Origin of the sequence: Luteibacter sp. (assembly GCF_035539195.1) — a bacterium.
GTDB lineage: Bacteria > Pseudomonadota > Gammaproteobacteria > Xanthomonadales > Rhodanobacteraceae > Luteibacter.
In genome coordinates this window covers 33,951-54,081 of the sequence record NZ_DATLIW010000006.1, presented here as the reverse complement: position 1 = coordinate 54,081, position 20,131 = coordinate 33,951, and the positions used below count along the sequence as shown (strand labels likewise).

Here is a 20,131-nt window from a genome sequence, read left to right as displayed (position 1 = left end):
GTTACATTCTGTCCATGCCAAGAATCGTCCTCGTAGATGACCACGCCATTGTTCGTGAGGGTTTTAAACGCCTCATCGAGCTGGAACCCGACCTCGACGTCGTCGCCGAGGCCAGGAACGCCGACGAAGCGGTCGACGCGGTCACCCAGCACCGCCCTGACCTGGTGGCGGTTGACCTGTCGCTGCCCGATGGCAGCGGCTTGCCACTGATCGAGCATCTGGCCAGCATTTCCCCGAACATGAAGATCGTCGTGCTGAGCATGCACGACGGTGAGCCGTACGTGTCCGAAGCGCTGCGCCGTGGTGCCCGCGGTTACGTCACCAAGGGCGTGGCACCCGAGGAACTGGTCGTGGCGGTGCGTGCCGTGCTGGCCGGCGAGCAGTACCTGAGTTCGGACTTGCGCGAGCGCCGCTCGGGCCGGTCCTCGGTGGACCTCGATCCCTTCAGCCGCCTGACCGCGCGCGAGCGCGAGGTGTTCCTGCTGCTGGCGGCGGGGCGGGCGCCGAAGCAGGTGGCGGCCGAGCTGGGGATCGGACAGAAGACGATCTATATCCACCGCGCCGCGGTGATGAACAAGCTCAATGCGGGGTCGGAACTCGACCTCTACCGGATGGCGCAGGAACGGGGCTTGATCCGGGCCTGACGATGCGTGCCCGAGCCTGGCCTTCAGCCCTGGGCGCGGTCGAGCATCTTCTTCGCGTGGGCGCGGGTTTCCTTGGTGATTTCCACGCCGCCGAGCATGCGCGAGAGTTCGTCGCGACGGCCGGCGGCGTCGAGCGTGTGGATGCGCGTGCGGGTGGCTTCGCCGTCGCTTTCCTTGGCGACCTGCAGATGCGCATGGCCTTGCGCGGCGACCTGGGGCAGGTGGGTGACGCACATCACCTGGACCCGCTCGCCGAGCGCGCGCAGCTTCTGGCCGACCACTTCGGCCACGGCGCCGCCGATGCCGGTGTCCACTTCGTCGAAAATCATGCAGCCGATGTTGTCGTTGCCCAGCGTGGCGACCTCGATGGCCAGGCTGATGCGGGCCAGTTCGCCACCCGAGGCGACCTTACGCAGCGGGCGGGGCGGTTGGCCCGGGTTGGCGCTGACCAGCAGTTCGCAACGCTCGCGACCCTGCGGATCGGGCTCGTCGCCTTCGACCCGTTCCAGCGAGACTTCCAGGCGACCGCCGGCCATGCCGAGCTCGCCCATGAGCGCGGCGACCGAGGTGCCGAGGCGGCCGGCGGCGGCGGAACGCGCGGCCGACAAGGCGGCGGCCGCTTCGTCGTAGGCCTTGCGCAGGCGGTCGCGTTCATGGGCAAGACGATCCAGTGCATCGCCCGCGCCTTCGAGTTCGGCCAGGCGCTCGCGTATCTCCTCGGCCTTCACCGTCAGTTCCTCGATCGGCAGCCGGTAACGGCGCGAGAGGTCGTGCAGGTGGGTGAGGTGCGTATCGACCTCGGCCAGGCGCTCGGGATCGAGCTCCACGTCCTGCGCGTAGCGGCCGAGACCGTCCACGGCCTCGCCGACCTGGATCTGCGCGCTGTCGAGCAGTTCGAGGGTGGGCACCAGGGAGGCGTCCAGTTCGGCCAGCCGGGACAGCTCGGCGTGGGCGCGCAGCAGGGCGCGGCCGACGGCGAACTCGCTTTCGCCGTCGAGGATCTCGACCACGCCATTGGCGCCTTCGGCCAGTCGGCCGGCGTTGGCCAGCCGGCGATGCTGGGCTTCGAGTTCTTCCAGCGCGGCAGGCGCGAGTGCCCAGCGGTCCAGTTCTTCCAGTTCGTGGGCGAGCAGTTCGATCTGACGCTCGCGATCGTCGCCGCCTGACAAGGCGCGGATGCGGGCAACGGCCTCGCGCCACGACCTGGCCGTGTCGCGCACGCTGGCCTGCAGTGCCTCGTTGCCGGCGTAGGCGTCGAGCAGGCCCATCTGGTGCTGGCGCGACAGCAGAGCCTGGTGTTCGTGCTGGCCGTGGATTTCGACGATGAGCGCGGCCAGGGCCGACATCTGCGCGAGGCTGGCGGGGCGACCGTTGATCCAGCCGCGCGAGCTGCCCTCGACGCGGATGACGCGGCGCAGCTGGCAGGTCTCGCCGTCGTCCAGTTCTTCCTGGCGCAGCCAGGCGGTGGCCTCGGGCAATCCGGTGAGATCGAATTCCGCCGCCAGCTCGGCCCGATCGCTGCCGGAGCGGACCATGCCGCTGTCGGCGCGGGCGCCGGCCAGGAGCATGAGGGCGTCCACGAGGAGGGACTTGCCGGCGCCGGTCTCGCCACTGACCACGGTGAGCCCGGGCCCAAAGGCGATCTCGGCTTCTTCGACGACGGCAAACTGGCGGACGTAGAGCGAGGTGAGCATGGCTACCGATGGCGGCGGATGGAATCGCGCTGATTGTAGCGGCAGGCGCGTCGCAGAAGCCGAGACTTGCAACGGAGCCGTCGAGACCTTATTGATAGCCCGACGAACCAACCCCCGGCCCGCCCACGCGCATGAATCCGTTTTCCGGTCACGACATCGATGCACGCGCGCGCCGGCTGCTGCGTACCCTGATCTCCCAATACCTGTCGGACGGCGAGCCGGTCGGCTCACGCACGCTGGCGAAGTCGTCCGGTCTGGAAGTCAGCCCGGCGACCATCCGCAACATCATGGCCGACCTCGAAGAGGCCGGACTGGTCGCCTCGCCGCACACCTCGGCGGGACGAATCCCGACGCCGCGCGGCCTGCGCCTGTTCGTCGACAGCCTGCTCGAACTCAAGCCGCTGCCGCGCGACGAGATGGCGCGCCTGCAGGGCGGCTTGCCGCCACACCAGACGACCACGCGCGACCTGCTCGGCAACGTGTCCCACCTGCTTTCGGCGATGACTCACTTCGCCGGTGTGGTGACCGTGCCGCGCCAGGGCGACTTTCCGCTGCGGCATATCGATTTCGTCAATTTGCCCGATGCGCGGGTGCTGGTGATCCTGGTGTTCTCGGATAACCAGGTACAGAACCGGGTCGTCCAACTCGCCAAGGCACTCGAATCGGCCGAGCTGGAGCAGGCCGCCAACTATCTCAACGCTCAGTTCGCCGGTTTTCGCCTGGCGGACATCCGTGCGCATCTGGCCATCGAGCTGCGCGAGGCGGGTGGCGAACTCAATCGCCTGCTCGATGGGGTGGTCGAACTGGCCACAGCCTCGTTCAGCTCCGACGAGGACGCGGACGACGTGCTGGTCAGTGGCCAGACCAACCTGATGGGTTATTCCGAGCTGGCCGATATCGACCGGCTCCGCGATCTTTTCGACGCTTTCCAGCAGAAGCGCGACCTGCTTCAGCTCATGGAAATGTGCGTCAAGGCCCCTGGCGTGCGGCTGTTCATCGGCGAGGAGTCCGGATTCTCGGCCCTGGACGGTTGCAGCATCGTCACCGCCACCTACGGCACGAACGGGCGCATGCTGGGTGCGATCGGAGTTATTGGACCGACGCGTATGGCATATGAGCGGGTGATCCCGGTGGTGCAAGCCACCGCCGGACTGCTCAGCGACGCCTTGAATCGCGCCGCGGCGACCTCATAAACCGCCACGGGAGGCGGGTTTAGTATTTCCCGCGAATGTTCGACCCTTCCGTCGGAGGGGTCGGTACGCTGACATTTGGAGCAAGTAATGCAAAACAACGATCCCCACGTGCCGGATCCGGCGCAGGACGGCGGTGTGGCCGATAACGGCGTCAACGCCGAGATCGAGGCCCTGAACACCAAGCTGGCCGCGATGGAAACCGAGCTGGCCCAGGCGCGCGAGACGGTGCTGCGCGAAAAGGCGGAGATCGAGAACCAGCGCCGCCGCATGCAGCGTGACATCGACCAGGCCCGCCGCTTCGCCAACGAGAAGTTGCTGGCCGAGTTGCTGCCGGTATACGACGGCATCGCTCTGGGTCTTGCCAACCAGGCCGCGGATGCGAAGACGCTGCGCGAGGGTCTGGATATGTCGTTGAAGCAGCTGGAGAAGGTCACCCAGTCCAACGGACTGTCGGTGGTCGATCCGCTGCACCAGCCGTTCAATCCGGAGCACCACCAGGCGATCAGCTCGGTCGATTCGAACGAGCACGCGCCCAACACCGTCGTCGCCGTGGTCCAGAAGGGCTTCGTGCTGAACGACCGTCTGCTGCGTCCGGCGCTCGTCGCCGTGGTGCGCGACAACTGAACAGCTTCACCAAAGATATTGAATCGATGGGGGTTACCCCCATTTTCCAAAACAGTCGCGGCCGCGGGGGCCGCATGAAATTCGGAGCAACGTGACTATGGGCAAGATCATCGGTATCGACCTCGGTACGACCAATTCCTGCGTAGCAGTGATGGAAGGTTCGACCGCACGCGTCATCGAGAATGCAGAGGGCGATCGCACCACGCCGTCCATCGTGGCTTTCACCAAGGACAACGAAGTCCTCGTGGGCGCGCCGGCCAAGCGCCAGAGCGTGACCAACCCCAAGAACACCTTCTACGCGGTGAAGCGCCTCATCGGTCGCAAGTTCACCGACGCCGAAGTGCAGAAAGACCTGAAGCTGGTCCCCTACGGCATCGTTGCGCACGATAACGGCGACGCTTGGGTGCAGACCGCCGACGGCAAGAAGATGGCGCCGCAGGAGATCTCTTCGAAGGTGCTGATGAAGATGAAGAAGACCGCCGAGGACTTCCTCGGTGAAGCGGTCACCGAAGCGGTCATCACCGTACCGGCCTACTTCAACGACAGCCAGCGCCAGGCCACCAAGGACGCAGGCAAGATCGCCGGTCTCGACGTCAAGCGCATCATCAACGAGCCGACCGCGGCCGCGCTGGCCTATGGCCTGGACAAGACCGATGCACGCGACCGCAAGATCGCTGTGTACGACCTGGGCGGCGGCACGTTCGACGTCTCGATCATCGAGATCGCCAACGTCGACGGCGAGAAGCAGTTCGAAGTGCTGTCGACCAACGGCAACACCTTCCTCGGTGGTGAGGACTTCGACAACCGCGTCATCGACTATCTCGTCGAAGAGTTCAAGAAGGAGCAGGGCATCGACCTGCGCCAGGACCAGCTCGCCCTTCAGCGCCTGAAGGACGCTGCAGAGCGCGCGAAGATCGAGCTCTCTTCGGCCCACCAGACCGATGTGAACCTGCCGTACGTCACCGCCGATGCCTCGGGTCCGAAGCATCTGAACATCAAGCTGACCCGCGCCAAGCTCGAGTCGCTGGTGGAAGACCTGGTCAAGGGCACGATCGACCCGTGCCGCACCGCGCTCAACGACGCCGGCCTGAAGATCTCGGACATCAACGAAGTGATCCTCGTCGGTGGCCAGACCCGCATGCCCAAGGTGCAGGAAGCGGTCAAGGACTTCTTCGGCCGCGAGCCGCGCAAGGACGTCAACCCGGATGAAGCCGTCGCCGTCGGCGCCGCTATCCAGGGTGGCGTGCTGGGCGGTTCCGTCAAGGACGTCCTCCTGCTCGACGTCACTCCGCTGTCGCTCGGTATCGAGACGATGGGTGGCGTGATGACCAAGCTGATCGAGAAGAACACCACGGTGCCGACCAAGGCCTCGCAGACCTTCTCCACCGCCGACGACAACCAGACCGCGGTCACCGTGCACGTGCTGCAGGGCGAGCGCGAGCGTGCCAACGCGAACAAGTCGCTGGGCAAGTTCGACCTCTCCGGTATCCGTTCGGCCCCGCGTGGCCAGCCGCAGATCGAAGTGACCTTCGACATCGACGCCAACGGCATCCTGCACGTGTCGGCGAAGGACAAGGACACCGGTAAGGAACAGAAGATCGAGATCAAGGCCGGTTCGGGCCTGTCGGACGAGGAAGTCCAGCGCATGGTCGCCGACGCGGAAGCGAACCGCGAAGACGACAAGAAGTTCCACGAGCTCGTGCAGGTGCGTAACCGTGGCGACCAGCTCGTTCATGCCACGCGCAGCCAGCTCAAGGAGCACGGCGGCAAGATCCCGGCTGAGCAGCTTGCCGGTATCGACAGCGCCGTGTCGGATCTGGAGAAGGCGTTGACCGGCGAAGACAAGGACGCCATCGAGTCGAAGATCACCAACCTCGAGCAGGTCGCCCAGGCGCTCAACGCCGCGGCGCAGTCGGGCGGCGCGCAGGACACCGCGCAGCAGTCGGCACCGGGCGGTGGTTCGGCCCAGCCGGACGACGTGGTCGACGCCGAGTTCACCGAAGTCAAGGACGAGAAGAAGTAATTCGTCTTCGGCATGTAACGACGCGCCGCGGGCTCCACGCCCGCGGTGCGGAACCGACGGTTAACCGGAACGATCGCGCCGAGGGGCAACCCGCCGGCGCGTTCGTCCGTCCAGGGAAAGCGAACGTGTAATGAGCAAGCGCGACTACTACGAAATCCTCGGTGTGGAACGCACCGTGACCGAGGGTGACCTCAAGAAGACCTTTCGTCGCGTCGCGATGAAGTATCACCCTGACCGCAATCCGGACGATCCGGAAGCGATCGAAAAATTCAAGGAAGCCAAAGAGGCTTACGAAGTGCTGGCCGACGCGCAGAAGCGCGCGATGTACGACCAGCACGGGCACGCCGCGTTCGAAGGTGGCGGGTTCGGTCGTGGCGGTGGCGCCGGTTTCGGCGACGTCGGCGATATCTTCGGCGACATCTTTGGTGACATCTTCGGCGGCGGTGGCGCGGGTCGCCAGCGCGCGCGTCGTGGCGCAGACCTGCGCTACATGATGGATCTGGACCTCGAGGAAGCCGTGTTCGGCGTCGAGAAGAAGATCGAAGTGCCGACCCAGGTCAATTGCCACCACTGCAACGGCTCGGGGTCGGAAGACGGCAAGGTGTCCAAGTGCAGCACCTGCGCCGGTCACGGTCGCGTGCGCATGCAGAACGGCATCTTCTCGATCCAGCAGGCGTGCCCGACCTGCCATGGCTCCGGCCAGAAGATCGACAAGCCCTGCAAGAAGTGCCACGGCGAAGGTCGCCTCGAGGAAGAGCGCACGTTGTCCGTGCGGATTCCCGCCGGCGTCGACAACGGCGATCGCATTCGTCTTACAGGGCAGGGCGAAGCCGGTCCCGCGGGTGCACCCTCGGGCGATCTGTACGTGGAAGTGCGTGTGCGCGAGCACGCCATCTTCCAGCGCGACGGTAGCGACCTTTACTGCGAGGTGCCGATCCGTTTCGCCCAGGCCGCCCTCGGTACCGAGCTTATGGTGCCGACGCTCGAAGGTGAGATCCCGGTCAGCGTGCCGCCGGAAACGCAAACCGGCCACCAGTTCCGCATGCGCGGCCGTGGCGTGAAGTCGGTTCGCGGTGGCCGCACGGGCGACCTTATCTGTACTGTCGTCGTCGAGACCCCGGTTCGCCTGACCAAGGAGCAACGCGAACTGCTCACGCAGCTCGAAGCGACCTTCGTCGGCGAGGACGCCGCCAAGCACACGCCGCGCTCCACGACCTTCATCGATGGCGTGAAGGATTTCTGGTCGCGAGTCACTTCGTAATAACTAGCATGTGGGAGCCGCTTCAGCGGCGAAATGCCAGCGGAGCGAAGATGCCGAATGTCCCATCGCTGATGGATCGGCTCCTGCCGAGCAAGAGCATCGCCGCTGAAGCTGATCCTGCCGAGTAAGAGCATCGCCGCTGAAGCGGCTCCTGCCGATTAAGAGCATCGCCGCTGAAGCGGCTCCCACATTGCTCCCCATGGCTCTCATGGCTCTCATGGCTCTCATGGCTCCTGCTCCTGCTCCTGCTCCCATTGCCATGGCTTCCCTTGCTCCCCGTGGCTCCCAGTGGCTCGCTCCTTGTGGGAGCCGATTCATCGGCGATGCTCTTTCCGCAATCATCGACTAGCATTGCCTTCCCCATTCCGAAGGCATCGCCTATGACCCGCCCCGCCCGTCTCGCCATCAGCGGCGCCTCCGGCCGCATGGGCACCGCTCTGCTCGGTCTCGTGCGCGATGACGAACGTTTCGAGCTGGTCAGGGCCATCGTCTCGTCGTCTTCGCCGCGCCTGGGCAAGGCGGCGTTCGGCGACGTGTCCGCGCTGCGTTTCACCGACTGGACCGACGCTGGCGATATCGATGTCGTGATCGACTTCAGCGGCCCGGAGGGGCTCGTTGCCGCGCTCGATTACTGCGAAGCCTCGGGCGCGTCGCTCGTCACCGGCACCACCGGTCTGGAGCCTGCCCTGGAAGAACGGCTCAGTAAGGCCGCCGAGCGCATCGCCTTGCTGCGCGCTGCCAACTTCAGCCTCGGCGTGGCTGTGCTCACACGCCTGCTCCGCGAAGCCGCGGCGGCGTTGCCGGGCTGGGATCTCGACATCGTCGAGGCGCACCATGGACGCAAGGAAGATGCGCCCTCCGGAACGGCCCTGGCACTGGGTCACGCCGCTGCGGCGGGACGGGGGGCCACCCTGGAGGAGCTTGCCGTGTATTCGCGCGAAGGCCGTCCCGGCGCGCGCAAGGGCGGCACGATCGGTTTCGCCGTGGTCCGTGGCGGGGACATCGTCGGCGAGCACCAGGCGTTGCTGATGGGGCAGGGCGAGCGGATCGAACTGGCGCATCGGGCGACGGATCGCTCGATCTTCGCGCGCGGGGCACTGGAAGCGGCGAACTGGATGGCCGGGCGGGCACCGGGCTTGTGGACCATCGAAGACGTCATCACCAGCAAGATGTGAGGCTGGGCTCCTACAAGGGGGGCGCGAATGTTCCGCACCGAATCCTCGAACGCGTGTTAAGATCCGCGCCGAAGTCATTGGGGAGTAGCCATCCTCTACCCCGAGGAGTTCGCGTCAACACACTTGGTGGCCTCGCGCCCCATGGCGCGAACGGCACAGCGCCTGGAGAGTGCGCTGTCCGCCCGGCGAGACCTTTGGCCAGCGACATGCTTACCCGGGCCGGGCGAGCGGTGTGGCTGTGCCATCGGTATTACTCGCTCGCCCGGCCTTAGACAAAACATGCTGCTGACATGCTTCCTCTTCCTGGTTTCGGCCGGGGCCATCTATTTCGCCTGCGAATACTTCGTCAACGGTGTCGAATGGTTCGGGCGCAAGCTCAATCTTGGCGCCACGGCCACCGGCACGGTGCTCGCCGCCTTCGGCACGGCCCTTCCGGAAAGCGCGGTGACCTTCGTCGCGGTGATGTTCGGCAAGACGCCGGAAGCGAAGGACATCGGCGTGGGGGCGGCCCTGGGCGGTCCGCTGGTGCTTGCTACGATCGCCTACGCCGTTGTCGGATTCGCCTTATATGCTGGCCGTAAGCGCCTGAAAAGACCGGATACCCGGGTCCGCGTGGACAACCGTCGCCTGGCCCGCGACCAGTCCTGGTTCCTTGCGATCTTCGTGGTGAAAGTGGGACTCGGCCTCATTGCCTTCGCGTGGAAGCCCTGGCTAGGTGTGCTCTTTCTGTTGGCCTACGTCGCCTATGTATGGCGCGAAATGCGCGACGACACCGGCGCTCCCGAGGGCGAGGACGAACTCGACCCGCTCACCTTCCGGCCCCACGACGCCAACCCGTCGATGACCTGGGTGATGCTGCAGACGGGGCTTGCGCTCGTCGTCATTGCCATTGCCTCGCGCACCTTCGTCTGGCAGTTGGAGGCGTTCGGCGATTTCTTCCATCTGTCGCCGCACATCGTGGCCCTGGTGCTGAGCCCCGTCGCCACGGAGCTGCCGGAGACGGTGAACGCGCTGATCTGGGTGCGCCAGGGGAAGGAACGCCTGGCTTTGGCCAACATTTCGGGCGCGATGATGATCCAGGCGACGATCCCGAGCTCGCTGGCGCTGTTCGCGACACCGTGGCTGTTCGACACGCCGTTGATCGTCGCCGGCGCGATCACCATGGTGGCGGTGGTGGCGCTATGGGCCATGTTCCGCCGCGGTTCGGTCGAAGCGCGCTGGCTGATGCCGATCGGCGGCCTGTACGGGGTGTTCGCGGTGTTCGTGGGCTGGTGGTTCGGTACCCACTGAAGTCGCGGCAGACTGGTGTGAGAGCCCGGGTGTGGGAGCCTTGGTTTGGGAGCCCTGGTTTGGGAGCCCCGGTTTGGGAGCCCTGGTGTGGGAGCCGCTTCAGCGGCGATTGGGTGCTCGCGGCAGCCTGGCCCGCTGCCGCGGGATCGCCGGCACATAGCCGGCTCCCACAGGATCGCCGGCACATAGCCGGCTCCCACAGGATTGCCGGCACATAGCTGGCTCCCACAGGATCGCCGGCACATAGCCGGCTTCCGCACTCAATCCGGGTGGTTGGCGCTGCGGTCGCGGCCGGCGCCGTGCTGGCGGTCGAGCTTGCCGAAGATTTTCTTGAAGACGCGGGAGAACTTGCCCCGCTTGGTCTTGCGGGCCTTTTCTTCCTCCGAGGTCAGCCAGGCCACCTGGATGACCCGGCGCTCGCCCTCGTAGGGCAGGTGGCCGTGGAAGGAGTTCTCGGCGCGACGGAACACCGCGAACTCGCCGTAGAGCGGCTTGAGCTCGGGCGCCACGGTGTTGTCGATATCGTCGATCGAGGCCAGGAAGCGCAGGCAGCCGTCGCTGGTATCCGGCCACATCGGGTTGAGGTAGATCAACGCGGTGGCGATCTTGGACTTGCTGTCGGTGTGGATGGTGCCGTGGCGGCGGTTGAGCAGTCGGCACAGGGTGACCAGGGTGGGGTAGTCCTCGAGGCCGGGAATGCCCAGGTGACGCCCGATGGCCGAGGAAAACGCCCGGGAGGTCATCTGCTCGACCAGTTCGTTGACCGACGGGCCGCAGTCGCTGGCGTCGTAGGGGAAGAACCCGGCGCTCGAATACTGGGGGAAGTCGCGTTCCAGGTCGTTGCGCGATTCGTCCGGCAGCTGGCCGTGGGCGATCATGAACGAAAACGGCTCATGCCGGATATCGGTATCGGGACGCTCCAGACGGGCGGGGTCGAGCAGCATGCGGGCGAATCTCGGCTAGGTACCTCGGACGGCATTGTATCGTGTCAGGCAGGGTTGCCAGCGATTTTTCCTACACGGCCGTTCATGGTTTTCCGATGGACAAAAGCCGCCTTCACACCTATCATTCATACCCGCCCAACGATCCCTTATCCCCAAGGCCCACGAGCCGCTCAAAGCAGGCTTGCGGGCTTTGCTGCACCTGAAGGCGGCCCATCCCATGCGTACTCCTGCTCTGCTTGCTCTCGAAGACGGCAGCGTTTTTCACGGCCACTCGGTCGGTGCACGAGGCGAAACGATTGGCGAGGTGGTGTTCAACACCGCCATGACCGGTTATCAGGAAATCCTGACCGACCCCTCGTACTCCCGCCAGATCGTTACGCTGACGTATCCCCATATCGGCAACACCGGCACCAACGGCGTCGACGTCGAGGCCGACCGCGTCCATGCGGCGGGACTGATCGTCCGCGATGTGCCGCGCCTGGCCAGCAACTGGCGAAGCACCGAGCCGCTGCCGCATTACCTCGAGCGCCAGAATGTGGTGGCCATCGCCGGTATCGACACGCGCCGCCTCACGCGCATCCTTCGCGAGAAGGGCGCGCTGAACGGCTGCATCGTCGCCGGTGACGCCATCGACGTCGACGCCGCGGTGGCCAAGGCGAAGGCCTTCCCGGGCCTCAACGGCATGGATCTGGCCAAGGTGGTCAGCACCACCAAGAGCTACCAGTGGAGCGAGGGCACGTACGACCTCGACAAGCAGGCCTTCTTCAACGCGCCGAAGAAATTCCGCGTGGTCGCCTACGACTACGGCGTCAAGCAGAACATCCTGCGTCTGCTCGCTCACCGCGGCGTCGACATCACGGTGGTGCCCGCGCAGACGCCGGCCGCCGATGTGCTCGCCATGAATCCGGACGGCATCTTCCTCGCCAACGGCCCGGGCGACCCGGCCGCCTGCGACTACGCGATCGAAGCGACCAGGCAGATCCTCGAAACGAAGATCCCGCTGTTCGGCATCTGCCTGGGTCACCAGATCCTCGCGCTGGCCATCGGCGCGAAGACGCTGAAAATGAAGTTCGGTCACCACGGCGCCAACCACCCGGTGAAGGACCTCGACACCGGTCGCGTGCTGATCAGCTCGCAGAACCACGGCTTCGCGGTGGATGCGGACACGCTGCCGGCCAACGTGCGGGTGACGCACACCTCGTTGTTCGACGGCTCCCTGCAGGGCTTCGCGCTGACCGATCGCCCGGCGTTCTGCTTCCAGGGTCATCCGGAAGCCAGCCCGGGTCCCGAAGACGTCGGCTACCTGTTCGACACGTTCATCGCCTCGATGGAAGAGCACAAGGCCAAGCGCGCGTCCTGACGCGCCGCTAGCCCGCCCACTCGACCATCCGCTTCGATTCGCGAGAGAAACCATGCCCAAGCGCACAGACATCAAGACCATCCTCGTCATCGGTGCCGGCCCGATCGTCATCGGCCAGGCCTGCGAGTTCGACTACTCCGGCGCCCAGGCCTGCAAGGCGCTGAAGGAAGAGGGTTACCGCGTCGTCCTGGTCAATTCGAACCCGGCGACGATCATGACCGACCCCGAGACGGCCCACGCCGTCTACATCGAGCCGATCAACTGGCAGACGGTGGAACGCATCATCGCCAAGGAGCGCCCGGATGCGGTGCTGCCGACGATGGGCGGCCAGACCGGTCTCAACTGCGCGCTCGACCTCGCCGACCACGGCGTGCTCGAGAAGTACAACGTCGAGCTGATCGGCGCGTCGCGCGAAGCCATCCGCATGGCCGAGGACCGCAACCTGTTCCGCCACGCCATGGCCGATATCGGCCTGGATTGCCCGAAGGCGGAAGTCGCGCGCTCGATGGAGCAAGCGCTGGAAATCCAGACCACGGTCGGCTTCCCGACCATCATCCGTCCCAGCTTCACGCTCGGCGGTTCGGGTGGCGGCATCGCGTACAACAAGGAAGAATTCATCGAGATCGTCGGCCGCGGCCTCGAACTCTCGCCCGTGCACGAAGTACTGGTCGAAGAGTCGGTGCTGGGCTGGAAGGAATTCGAGATGGAGGTGGTCCGCGACAAGGCGGACAACTGCATCATCGTCTGCTCGATCGAGAACTTCGATCCGATGGGCGTGCACACCGGCGACTCGATCACCGTCGCTCCGGCGCAGACGCTCACCGACAAGGAATACCAGCGCCTGCGTAACGCCTCGATCGCGGTGCTGCGCAAGATCGGCGTCGACACCGGCGGCTCCAACGTGCAGTTCGGCATCAACGCCGAGGATGGCCGCGTGGTCGTCATCGAAATGAATCCGCGCGTGTCGCGTTCGTCGGCGCTAGCCTCCAAGGCCACCGGCTTCCCGATCGCCAAGGTCGCCGCCAAGCTCGCCGTCGGCTACACGCTCGACGAACTGCGCAACGACATCACCGGCGGCCTCACGCCGGCATCGTTCGAGCCGTCCATCGATTACGTCGTCACCAAGATTCCGCGCTTCGCGTTCGAGAAGTTCCCGGCCGCCGACGCGCGCCTGACCACTCAGATGAAGTCGGTGGGCGAGGTGATGGCGATGGGCCGCACCTTCCACGAATCGCTGCAGAAAGCCCTGCGCGGTCTGGAAATCGGCAAGACCGGCCTCAATCCGACCGGCCTGGACATCGGCAGCGAGGAAGGCTTCCTGACACTCAAGCGCGAACTGCGCGAGCCGCGTCCGGATCGCGTGTTCCACGTCGCCGATGCATTCCGCGCCGGCCTGTCGCTGGAAGAAGTCCACGACCTCACGCGTATCGATCCCTGGTTCCTCGCCGCGTTCGAGGACATCGTGATGACCGAGGGCGAGATGCAGCGCCAGGGTCTCACCGCGCTCAACGCGGAGCGCATTCGCGAACTCAAGCGCATGGGCTTCTCCGACGCGCGCATGGCCGAGCTGGTCGGCACCGACGAGAAGGCACTGCGCCACCTCCGCCACACCCTCGGCGTGCGCCCGGTGTACAAGCGCGTCGACTCCTGCGCCGCCGAGTTCGCCACCACCACCGCTTACATGTATTCCACGTACGAGGAAGAGTGCGAAGCGAACCCGACCGACCGCGACAAGATCATCGTGCTCGGCGGCGGCCCGAACCGTATCGGCCAGGGCATCGAATTCGACTACTGCTGCGTGCACGCGGCGCTCGCCCTGCGCGAGGATGGTTTCGAAACCATCATGGTCAACTGCAACCCGGAAACCGTCTCGACCGACTACGACACCTCCGACCGCCTGTATTTCGAGCCGCTGACGCTGGAAGACGTGCTGGAGATCGTCGACCTCGAAAAGCCGAAGGGCGTCATCGTGCAGTACGGCGGCCAGACCCCGCTGAAGCTGGCGCGCGCGCTCGAAGCGGCCGGTGTGCCGGTGATCGGCACCAATGCCGAGTCCATCGACCTGGCCGAAGACCGTGAGCGCTTCCAGCACCTGATCACCAAGCTCGACCTCAAGCAGCCGCCGAACCGTACCGCGCGCAACGCCGACGAAGCGCTGGCCCTGGCCCGCGAGATCGGTTATCCGCTGGTCGTACGTCCGAGCTATGTGCTCGGCGGCCGCGCCATGGAAATCGTCTACGCCGACGCCGACCTCTCGCGTTATATCCGCGATGCCGTGCAGGTCTCGAACGATTCGCCGGTGCTGCTCGATCGCTTCCTCGATCACGCGGTGGAAGTGGACGTGGATATCGTCGCCGACGCCGACGGCAACGTGCTGGTCGGCGGCATCATGGAGCACATCGAGGAAGCCGGCGTGCATTCGGGCGACTCCTCGTGCTCGCTGCCCCCGTACTCGCTGTCGCAGGAGGTGCAGGACGAAATGCGCCGCCAGGTCACCCTGCTGGCGCGTGAGCTGAAGGTCATCGGCCTGATGAATACGCAGTTCGCCATCCAGGGCGACGAGGTCTTCATCCTCGAAGTGAACCCGCGCGCCTCGCGTACGGTGCCCTTCGTCTGCAAGGCCACCGGCATGTCGCTGGCGAAGATCGCCGCGCGCGCCATGGCCGGCCGCACGCTGGTCGAGCAGGGCACGACGAAGGAAATCATCCCTTCGTACTACTCGGTGAAGGAAGCGATCTTCCCGTTCCTGAAGTTCCAGAACGTCGATCCGATCCTCGGTCCCGAGATGCGCTCCACCGGTGAGGTGATGGGCGTGGGCCGCACATTCGGCGCCGCCTTCGCTCGTGGCCACGAGGCTGCCGGCATCAAGGCGCCGCCGAAGGGCAAGGTGTTCATGTCCGTGCGCGACGCCGACAAGGATCGCCTGCTGCCGATCGCGAAGGATGTCGCCGAGCGTGGCTACGTCGTGGTCGCCACGTCCGGCACCGCGAAGTTCCTGCAGGACAACGGCGTGCTGTGCGAGCGCATCAACAAGGTGCTCGAGGGCCGCCCGCATATCGTCGACCTGATCAAGAACGGCGAAGTGGTCTATATCGTCAACACGACGGAAGGCAAGCAGGCCATCTCCGACTCGTTCTCGATCCGCCGTGAAGCGCTGCAGCAGCGGGTCACGTATTCCACGACCGTCGCAGGCGCGCGTGCCCTCGTGCATTCGCTCGACTTCCACGCCAACGGGGAAGTGAACAGCCTGCAGGATCTGCACAAGGAGCTGAACGCATGAGCAGCCGTCCTCCCATGACCCAGAGGGGCGCCGATCGCCTGCGTCTGGAACTGGAGCACATGAAGGGTCCGAAGCGCCAGGCGATCATCGCCGCGGTCGCCGAGGCGCGTGCGCATGGCGACCTGAAAGAGAACGCCGAGTACCACGCCGCGCGCGAGGAACACGGTTTCAACGAAGGTCGCATCGCCGAACTCGAGGCCGCGCTGTCGAACTCGGAGATCATCGACACCGAGCGCCTGACCGTCGGTACACGTATCGTGTTCGGCGCCATCGTCGACCTGATAGACGTGGACACCGATACCGAAGTGACCTACCAGATCGTCGGCGACGTGGAAGCCGACATCAAGAAGGGTCTCATCGCGGTCTCTTCGCCCATCGCTCGCGCCCTCATCGGCAAGAGCGAAGGCGACGAGTTCGACTTCACGGCGCCGAATGGCGTGAAGACGTATTCGATCGAGAAGGTTCGCTATAGCTGATCGTTGAACTTATGCTACGAACACAAGCCCCTCATCGAGGGGCTTTGTTTTTTGTAGGAGCCGCTGAAGCGGCTCCTACAGGCGTCGCCGTGTTCAGTGCAGGGCTTTCAGGATGCGCTCGAGCTTGTCCGGATTGCGTTGGACGAGGATCTGCGTGATGTGCTCGCCGTCGACGACGTAGGTCTGTACCGACTCCAGCTGCCCGTTGAGGTAGCGCAGTAGCGACGGCTCGCCGTTGATCTCTGCGATCTGCAACATGAGCCCGTACTTGTAACGCAGGTTCGCCGCGTAGAAGAGCTGTGCGATGCGCTGCCCACCGACCATCGGTTTTGGGAAGCTGGTGACCTTGCCGCCGCCATCGCCCATGAGCACGGCGTCGGTGGCCAGCATGGCGCGGATGGCGGGGAAGTCGCCGGCGGATAGCGCGCTGGCGAAGCGATGCATCAGCTGGCGATGGCCGTCCGGTGTCACGGACTGGCGGGGGCGTTCGTCACGGATCTGGTCCTTGGCGCGGTGGACCAGTTGCCGGCAGGCGGCTTCGCTCTTGCCGAGGGTATGCGCTATCTCGGGATAGTCCGAGTCGAGCACCTCGCGCAGCACGAAGGCCGCGCGTGCCTCGGGCGTGAGCCGTTCCAGAAGGAGCAGGAAGGCGACCGACACATCGCTGGCCAGCTCTTGCAGGGACTCCGGCGAGTGCGATTCGCCGGTCAGCACCGGCTCGGGTATCCAGATGCCGGCATAGTGCTCCCGCCGCGCCTTCGCCGCGCGCAGGCGGTCGATGGCGCGGCGCGTGGTGGCGGTGACCAACCAGGCCTCGGCGTTGCCGATCGCGGCCTGGTTGGCCTCGTTCCAGCTGATCCAGACGTCCTGAACGACATCCTCGGCTTCGGAAACCGAGCCGAGCATGCGGTAGGCGACGCCGTGCAGGCGTGCACGGAGCGCGGTAAAGGTGGCGGTTGCGTCGTCCATACAGACCAAGACGGTCCAGCGCGTGTCGTTGTGACACGGTGGGTCAGTCTAACCGCCGTCGTCTTGCAGAACCTGCTTCAGTTCACCGGGGTAAGCACCGGCGTGTTCTGGCTCTTCAGCAGGAACACGACGAACCTGGCGGGCAGGGTCTTGCTCGCATTGCGGCCGACGGTGTGGATGTCGTCCGGTCCTTCGTAGAAGGTGTCGCCGGGCTTGAGTACCTGCTCCTTCTGGCCGTTCACGCCCATGACGATCGAACCTTCGAGCACGTAGACGATGGCGTGTGCGTCGTGGCGATGGACAGGGTCCACGGCGCCCGGCGGGTAATCGACAGTGATGGTGAGAATCTCCTTGCCCGGGTAGTCGGCAAGGAGCCTGGTCATGTTCTCGGTGACCCTGGCTTGCGGTGCGGAGGCATCGCCATGGGTGGCGGCGTCATGAGCGGCCGTGTTGCCGGCGACCACCAGCAGGAGCAGGGTGAGCGTCTTGAAGCGTTTCATCTTGGATTCCTCGCGGTGTCAGGAAAGATTGGCCTTTTTCGGCGTCAGGACCTCGGCCCAGGCCAGGCACGCACGCTCACGCGGTGCGAACAGGTTCGATTCACGCCCGATGGCGAGGCGGTGCAGGCGCAAGGCGCGCTCGCCGTGGATCGTCGTATTCCTGATGTGCATGCCATCGCCTCGTTAGCGATGGAGGATGGCGGTGAGGGAAAAGGTTAAGCATGCCCTTGGCTACCCGCTAGGTCCGTGGGTGGGACCACCGTGTTGCATGCCGAGCACCAATGGCTGCCAATAAATCCCCTGGGGGCGTCACAAGAGCGTCGGCTGCCGCGTCTGTTGGTTATGGACGAACCGAGAGACTCACCCGATGCGGTCTGGGCTGGATTGCTGGCATCGCTGGATCAGCTGCCAACGGAGGCATGCGTCGCTTTCCTCCTCAGTGAGGTATTCGACATGCGCGTGGAGGACGTGGCGGCCTTGATACGCTGCGATACCGCCTGCTGCCGCGAGCTTGTCGAGCGGGCGCGCGCGCACGTCCAAGTCGCCCGCCACGACCCGAATGTACGCGGAGGCACTTCATGACAACCGACCAGACCGGCCCCTTCGCCGCCAGCCCGGCAGACGCCCTGGCCTCGAGTTTTTCCGCGAGTTACGCGGGTGTTATCGCCTTTATCGCGGTGGTCAACGAAGGCAGTTTCGCGAGGGCCGCCGACCGGCTCGGCATCGGCCGCTCCGCAGTCAGCCGTAGCGTGCAGAAGCTGGAAGGGCAGGTGGGTGCGCGACTTTTCATCCGCACGACGCGCAGCAACGCGCTGACGCGAGAGGGCGAGATCTTCTTCGGGAACTGCAAGCCCGGCGTCGATCGCATCACCCAGGCATTGGCCGATATGCAGGAGCTACGCGAGGGGCCGCCACGCGGCCAGCTACGTATCAGTTCCGCGGCAGGCTTCGGGCGCAAGGTCGTCGCGCCGCTGTTGAACGGCTTTCGCGACCTGTATCCCGAGATTGCCGTGGACCTGCTGCTTGGCGATCACACGGCGGACTTCACGACGGAACAGATCGATGTTTCCTTCCGTAACGGACGGATGGAAGACAGCCAGGTGATCGCACGCCAGCTCATTCCCATGCATATGATCGTTTGTGCCTCGCCTGCTTATGCCGCGGCATACGGCTTGCCGAAAAGCGTTGCCGGACTCGCCGATCACCAGTGCCTGAATTTCCGCCTCGCGTCGGGTCGTCTCCACGAGTGGGAATTCAAGGTCGAGGGCCGTCTGCAGAAAGTGCTGCCCAAGGCGATGCTCACCTTCAACGACACCGACCTGCTCATGGATGCGGCCCTCGACGGTCGCGGGCTGGCGCAGTTGGCGGCCTACCAGGTGTGCGAGCACCTGCGTTCGGGCCGGCTCGTCGCCTGTCTTCCCCAGTACGCGCCGGACGATCGGGGTCACTACATCTGTTACCTGAGCCGCCGGCAGTTGCCGTCGCGTATCCGTGTTTTCGTCGACTACATGATCGCCCGCGTGCGCGCTCTGGACCTGCGATGCGGCGGTCTGCCGGCGACCGCCGGCCTCATCTGAGGATTGGTGCGGCAGAGGCAACACGGTGGTCCCACCAAGGGTTCTACCGGCCGGCTTGGCGCAAGCCTACCGTTTTCCCAACCCGCCATGCCGTTCCTCGGGCATGGCGCCATGTTCGTTCGAACAGGAGATACCCCGTGAAAATTCTCGTCATCGGTGGCTCAGGCCTCATCGGTAGCAAGGTGGTTCCCCGGCTGCGCGCATTTGGCCACGAAGCGATCTCCGCCTCTCCCTCGTCCGGCGTCGACACGGTGACCGGCGAAGGCCTCGACGCGGCCATGGCGGGCGTCGACGCCGTGCTGGACCTGAGCAACTCGCCGTCGTTCGCCGACAAGGACGTACTCGCGTTCTTCGAGACCACCGGCCGCAACATTGCTGCCTCGGAAGCGAAGGCGGGCGTGAAGCACCATATCGCCCTGTCTGTCGTCGGCGCCGACCGGCTGCCCGATAGCGGTTACCTGCGTGCGAAGGTCGTGCAGGAGAACCTGATCCGGGCCTCGGGCGTGCCATACACCATCGTTCGCTCGACGCAGTTCTTCGAGTTCCTCAATGGCATCGTCCAGGCCAGTGCGAACGGCGAGTCGGTGCCTCTGTCGACCGGATACATGCAGCCCATCGCCTCGGACGAAGTCGCCGATGCCATGACGACGGCGACCGTGGGAGCGCCGGCCAACGGCATCGTCGAGATCGGCGGCCCGGACAAGATCCGCATGGCCGACCTGGTGCAGCGCTTTCTCGTCGCCATCAAGGATCCGCGCAGGGTGACTCCCGACCCGCAGGCGCTCTACTTCGGTACGGTGCTGGAGGACGACTCGCTGATTCCGGGAGCGGGCGCGAAGCTTGGCACGATGGGCTTCGACGCCTGGTTCGCACAGTCGGCGTTCGCGACATGACCGAATGTCGTCTTCCCCCCCTGACGGCGACGAACCTGGGAGGTTGGCTGCCGGAAATCGGCCACGATGCGGTCCGGATCGCCGGCGATCGCACGATAAGGCGTTTTACTTAGCCTGAAAGACCGGTTCACGGCCGGCCGACTGGCCTACTTCAACCCCGGGACCCATACCGCTATCATCCACGGCACGGCGACCTCAAGGGGAGGATTCGCCAGTTCGGGCCAGGGG

At 65.2% G+C, this 20,131-nt stretch carries 17 protein-coding genes and 1 riboswitch; of the genes, 12 read left to right on the top strand and 5 right to left on the bottom strand.

From position 1 onward, the window contains the following. The first annotated feature begins 14 nt into the window (after positions 1–14). On the top strand, positions 15–644 hold the full coding sequence (locus tag VM621_RS01565; protein ID WP_325467233.1) for a response regulator transcription factor: 630 nt from the start codon (positions 15–17) through the stop codon (positions 642–644). 23 nt (positions 645–667) lie between these two features. Here the strand turns inward: VM621_RS01565 and recN are convergent, their stop codons facing one another. After that, the gene (gene recN / locus VM621_RS01560) at positions 668–2,338 is read right to left on the bottom strand and encodes a DNA repair protein RecN (RefSeq protein WP_325467232.1); all 1,671 of its coding nucleotides are present in this window, start codon (positions 2,336–2,338) and stop codon (positions 668–670) included. 131 nt (positions 2,339–2,469) lie between these two features. Between recN and hrcA the strand changes: the two genes are divergently transcribed. From hrcA to VM621_RS01530, 6 genes are all read left to right on the top strand, one after another. Beyond that, positions 2,470–3,531: a heat-inducible transcriptional repressor HrcA gene (gene hrcA, locus VM621_RS01555; protein WP_325467231.1), complete on the top strand. Its 1,062-nt coding sequence runs from the start codon at positions 2,470–2,472 to the stop codon at positions 3,529–3,531. Positions 3,532–3,618: 87 nt separating this feature from the next. After that, entirely contained in the window at positions 3,619–4,155 is a 537-nt protein-coding gene (gene grpE / locus VM621_RS01550; RefSeq protein ID WP_325467230.1) for a nucleotide exchange factor GrpE, read from the top strand. Positions 4,156–4,252: 97 nt separating this feature from the next. Then, a complete protein-coding gene (dnaK, locus tag VM621_RS01545; RefSeq protein WP_325467229.1) occupies positions 4,253–6,178 on the top strand; it encodes a molecular chaperone DnaK in 1,926 nt (641 codons plus the stop codon). Positions 6,179–6,308: 130 nt separating this feature from the next. Beyond that, entirely contained in the window at positions 6,309–7,439 is a 1,131-nt protein-coding gene (gene dnaJ / locus VM621_RS01540) for a molecular chaperone DnaJ (protein WP_325467228.1), read from the top strand. Positions 7,440–7,819: 380 nt separating this feature from the next. Next, entirely contained in the window at positions 7,820–8,614 is a 795-nt protein-coding gene (dapB, locus tag VM621_RS01535; protein ID WP_325467227.1) for a 4-hydroxy-tetrahydrodipicolinate reductase, read from the top strand. A 67-nt stretch (positions 8,615–8,681) separates the two neighbouring features. Then, a riboswitch (yybP-ykoY riboswitch) is annotated at positions 8,682–8,857 on the top strand. Between the two features lie 36 nt (positions 8,858–8,893). Then, positions 8,894–9,904, top strand: a complete 1,011-nt coding sequence (locus VM621_RS01530; RefSeq protein ID WP_325467226.1) for a sodium:calcium antiporter — start codon at positions 8,894–8,896, stop codon at positions 9,902–9,904. Between the two features lie 260 nt (positions 9,905–10,164). Here VM621_RS01530 and VM621_RS01525 read toward each other — a convergent pair whose 3' ends face one another. Beyond that, the gene (locus tag VM621_RS01525; protein WP_325467225.1) at positions 10,165–10,848 is read right to left on the bottom strand and encodes a 2OG-Fe(II) oxygenase; all 684 of its coding nucleotides are present in this window, start codon (positions 10,846–10,848) and stop codon (positions 10,165–10,167) included. Positions 10,849–11,065: 217 nt separating this feature from the next. On the opposite strand from VM621_RS01525, the gene carA reads away from it, so the two are divergent. From carA to greA, 3 genes are read left to right on the top strand one after another with little or no spacing between them, the layout of a single operon-like run. Continuing rightward, positions 11,066–12,208: a glutamine-hydrolyzing carbamoyl-phosphate synthase small subunit gene (gene carA / locus VM621_RS01520; protein ID WP_325467224.1), complete on the top strand. Its 1,143-nt coding sequence runs from the start codon at positions 11,066–11,068 to the stop codon at positions 12,206–12,208. Between the two features lie 52 nt (positions 12,209–12,260). Continuing rightward, positions 12,261–15,488, top strand: a complete 3,228-nt coding sequence (gene carB, locus VM621_RS01515; protein WP_325467223.1) for a carbamoyl-phosphate synthase large subunit — start codon at positions 12,261–12,263, stop codon at positions 15,486–15,488. Next, complete coding sequence (greA, locus tag VM621_RS01510) at positions 15,485–15,964, top strand: transcription elongation factor GreA (RefSeq protein WP_325467222.1); 480 nt, start codon at positions 15,485–15,487, stop codon at positions 15,962–15,964. The genes carB and greA overlap by 4 nt, the downstream gene beginning before the upstream one ends. A 93-nt stretch (positions 15,965–16,057) precedes the next feature. Here greA and VM621_RS01505 read toward each other — a convergent pair whose 3' ends face one another. The 3 genes from VM621_RS01505 to VM621_RS01495 form a co-directional block, all read right to left on the bottom strand. Next, the gene (locus VM621_RS01505) at positions 16,058–16,933 is read right to left on the bottom strand and encodes an RNA polymerase sigma-70 factor (RefSeq protein WP_325467221.1); all 876 of its coding nucleotides are present in this window, start codon (positions 16,931–16,933) and stop codon (positions 16,058–16,060) included. A gap of 77 nt (positions 16,934–17,010) precedes the next feature. Further along, positions 17,011–17,433, bottom strand: coding sequence for a cupin domain-containing protein (locus VM621_RS01500; RefSeq protein ID WP_325467220.1), 423 nt, complete (start codon positions 17,431–17,433; stop codon positions 17,011–17,013). A gap of 18 nt (positions 17,434–17,451) precedes the next feature. Beyond that, complete coding sequence (locus VM621_RS01495) at positions 17,452–17,604, bottom strand: hypothetical protein (protein ID WP_325467219.1); 153 nt, start codon at positions 17,602–17,604, stop codon at positions 17,452–17,454. A gap of 407 nt (positions 17,605–18,011) precedes the next feature. Here VM621_RS01495 and VM621_RS01490 point away from each other — a divergent pair, with 407 nt between their 5' ends. Both VM621_RS01490 and VM621_RS01485 read left to right on the top strand, forming a co-directional pair. Further along, positions 18,012–19,010 carry a LysR family transcriptional regulator gene (locus tag VM621_RS01490; RefSeq protein WP_325467218.1) on the top strand — a complete coding sequence of 333 codons (999 nt, stop codon included), beginning with the start codon at positions 18,012–18,014 and terminating at the stop codon, positions 19,008–19,010. Positions 19,011–19,147: 137 nt separating this feature from the next. Beyond that, the gene (locus tag VM621_RS01485; RefSeq protein WP_325467217.1) at positions 19,148–19,903 is read left to right on the top strand and encodes an SDR family oxidoreductase; all 756 of its coding nucleotides are present in this window, start codon (positions 19,148–19,150) and stop codon (positions 19,901–19,903) included. The last annotated feature ends 228 nt before the right edge of the window (positions 19,904–20,131 follow it).

What these genes read in the sequence shown, in the direction of transcription:
- greA (WP_325467222.1), top strand. Translation starts at nt 15,485, where the DNA reads ATGAGCAGCCGTCCTCCCATGACCCAGAGGGGCGCCGATCGCCTGCGT.
- recN (WP_325467232.1), bottom strand. Translation starts at nt 2,338, where the DNA reads ATGCTCACCTCGCTCTACGTCCGCCAGTTTGCCGTCGTCGAAGAAGCC.
- VM621_RS01530 (WP_325467226.1), top strand. Translation starts at nt 8,894, where the DNA reads ATGCTGCTGACATGCTTCCTCTTCCTGGTTTCGGCCGGGGCCATCTAT.
- VM621_RS01500 (WP_325467220.1), bottom strand. Translation starts at nt 17,433, where the DNA reads ATGAAACGCTTCAAGACGCTCACCCTGCTCCTGCTGGTGGTCGCCGGC.
- VM621_RS01505 (WP_325467221.1), bottom strand. Translation starts at nt 16,933, where the DNA reads ATGGACGACGCAACCGCCACCTTTACCGCGCTCCGTGCACGCCTGCAC.
- dapB (WP_325467227.1), top strand. Translation starts at nt 7,820, where the DNA reads ATGACCCGCCCCGCCCGTCTCGCCATCAGCGGCGCCTCCGGCCGCATG.
- grpE (WP_325467230.1), top strand. Translation starts at nt 3,619, where the DNA reads ATGCAAAACAACGATCCCCACGTGCCGGATCCGGCGCAGGACGGCGGT.
- hrcA (WP_325467231.1), top strand. Translation starts at nt 2,470, where the DNA reads ATGAATCCGTTTTCCGGTCACGACATCGATGCACGCGCGCGCCGGCTG.
- VM621_RS01495 (WP_325467219.1), bottom strand. Translation starts at nt 17,604, where the DNA reads ATGCACATCAGGAATACGACGATCCACGGCGAGCGCGCCTTGCGCCTG.
- VM621_RS01525 (WP_325467225.1), bottom strand. Translation starts at nt 10,848, where the DNA reads ATGCTGCTCGACCCCGCCCGTCTGGAGCGTCCCGATACCGATATCCGG.
- carA (WP_325467224.1), top strand. Translation starts at nt 11,066, where the DNA reads ATGCGTACTCCTGCTCTGCTTGCTCTCGAAGACGGCAGCGTTTTTCAC.
- dnaJ (WP_325467228.1), top strand. Translation starts at nt 6,309, where the DNA reads ATGAGCAAGCGCGACTACTACGAAATCCTCGGTGTGGAACGCACCGTG.
- VM621_RS01490 (WP_325467218.1), top strand. Translation starts at nt 18,012, where the DNA reads ATGACAACCGACCAGACCGGCCCCTTCGCCGCCAGCCCGGCAGACGCC.
- dnaK (WP_325467229.1), top strand. Translation starts at nt 4,253, where the DNA reads ATGGGCAAGATCATCGGTATCGACCTCGGTACGACCAATTCCTGCGTA.
- VM621_RS01565 (WP_325467233.1), top strand. Translation starts at nt 15, where the DNA reads ATGCCAAGAATCGTCCTCGTAGATGACCACGCCATTGTTCGTGAGGGT.
- carB (WP_325467223.1), top strand. Translation starts at nt 12,261, where the DNA reads ATGCCCAAGCGCACAGACATCAAGACCATCCTCGTCATCGGTGCCGGC.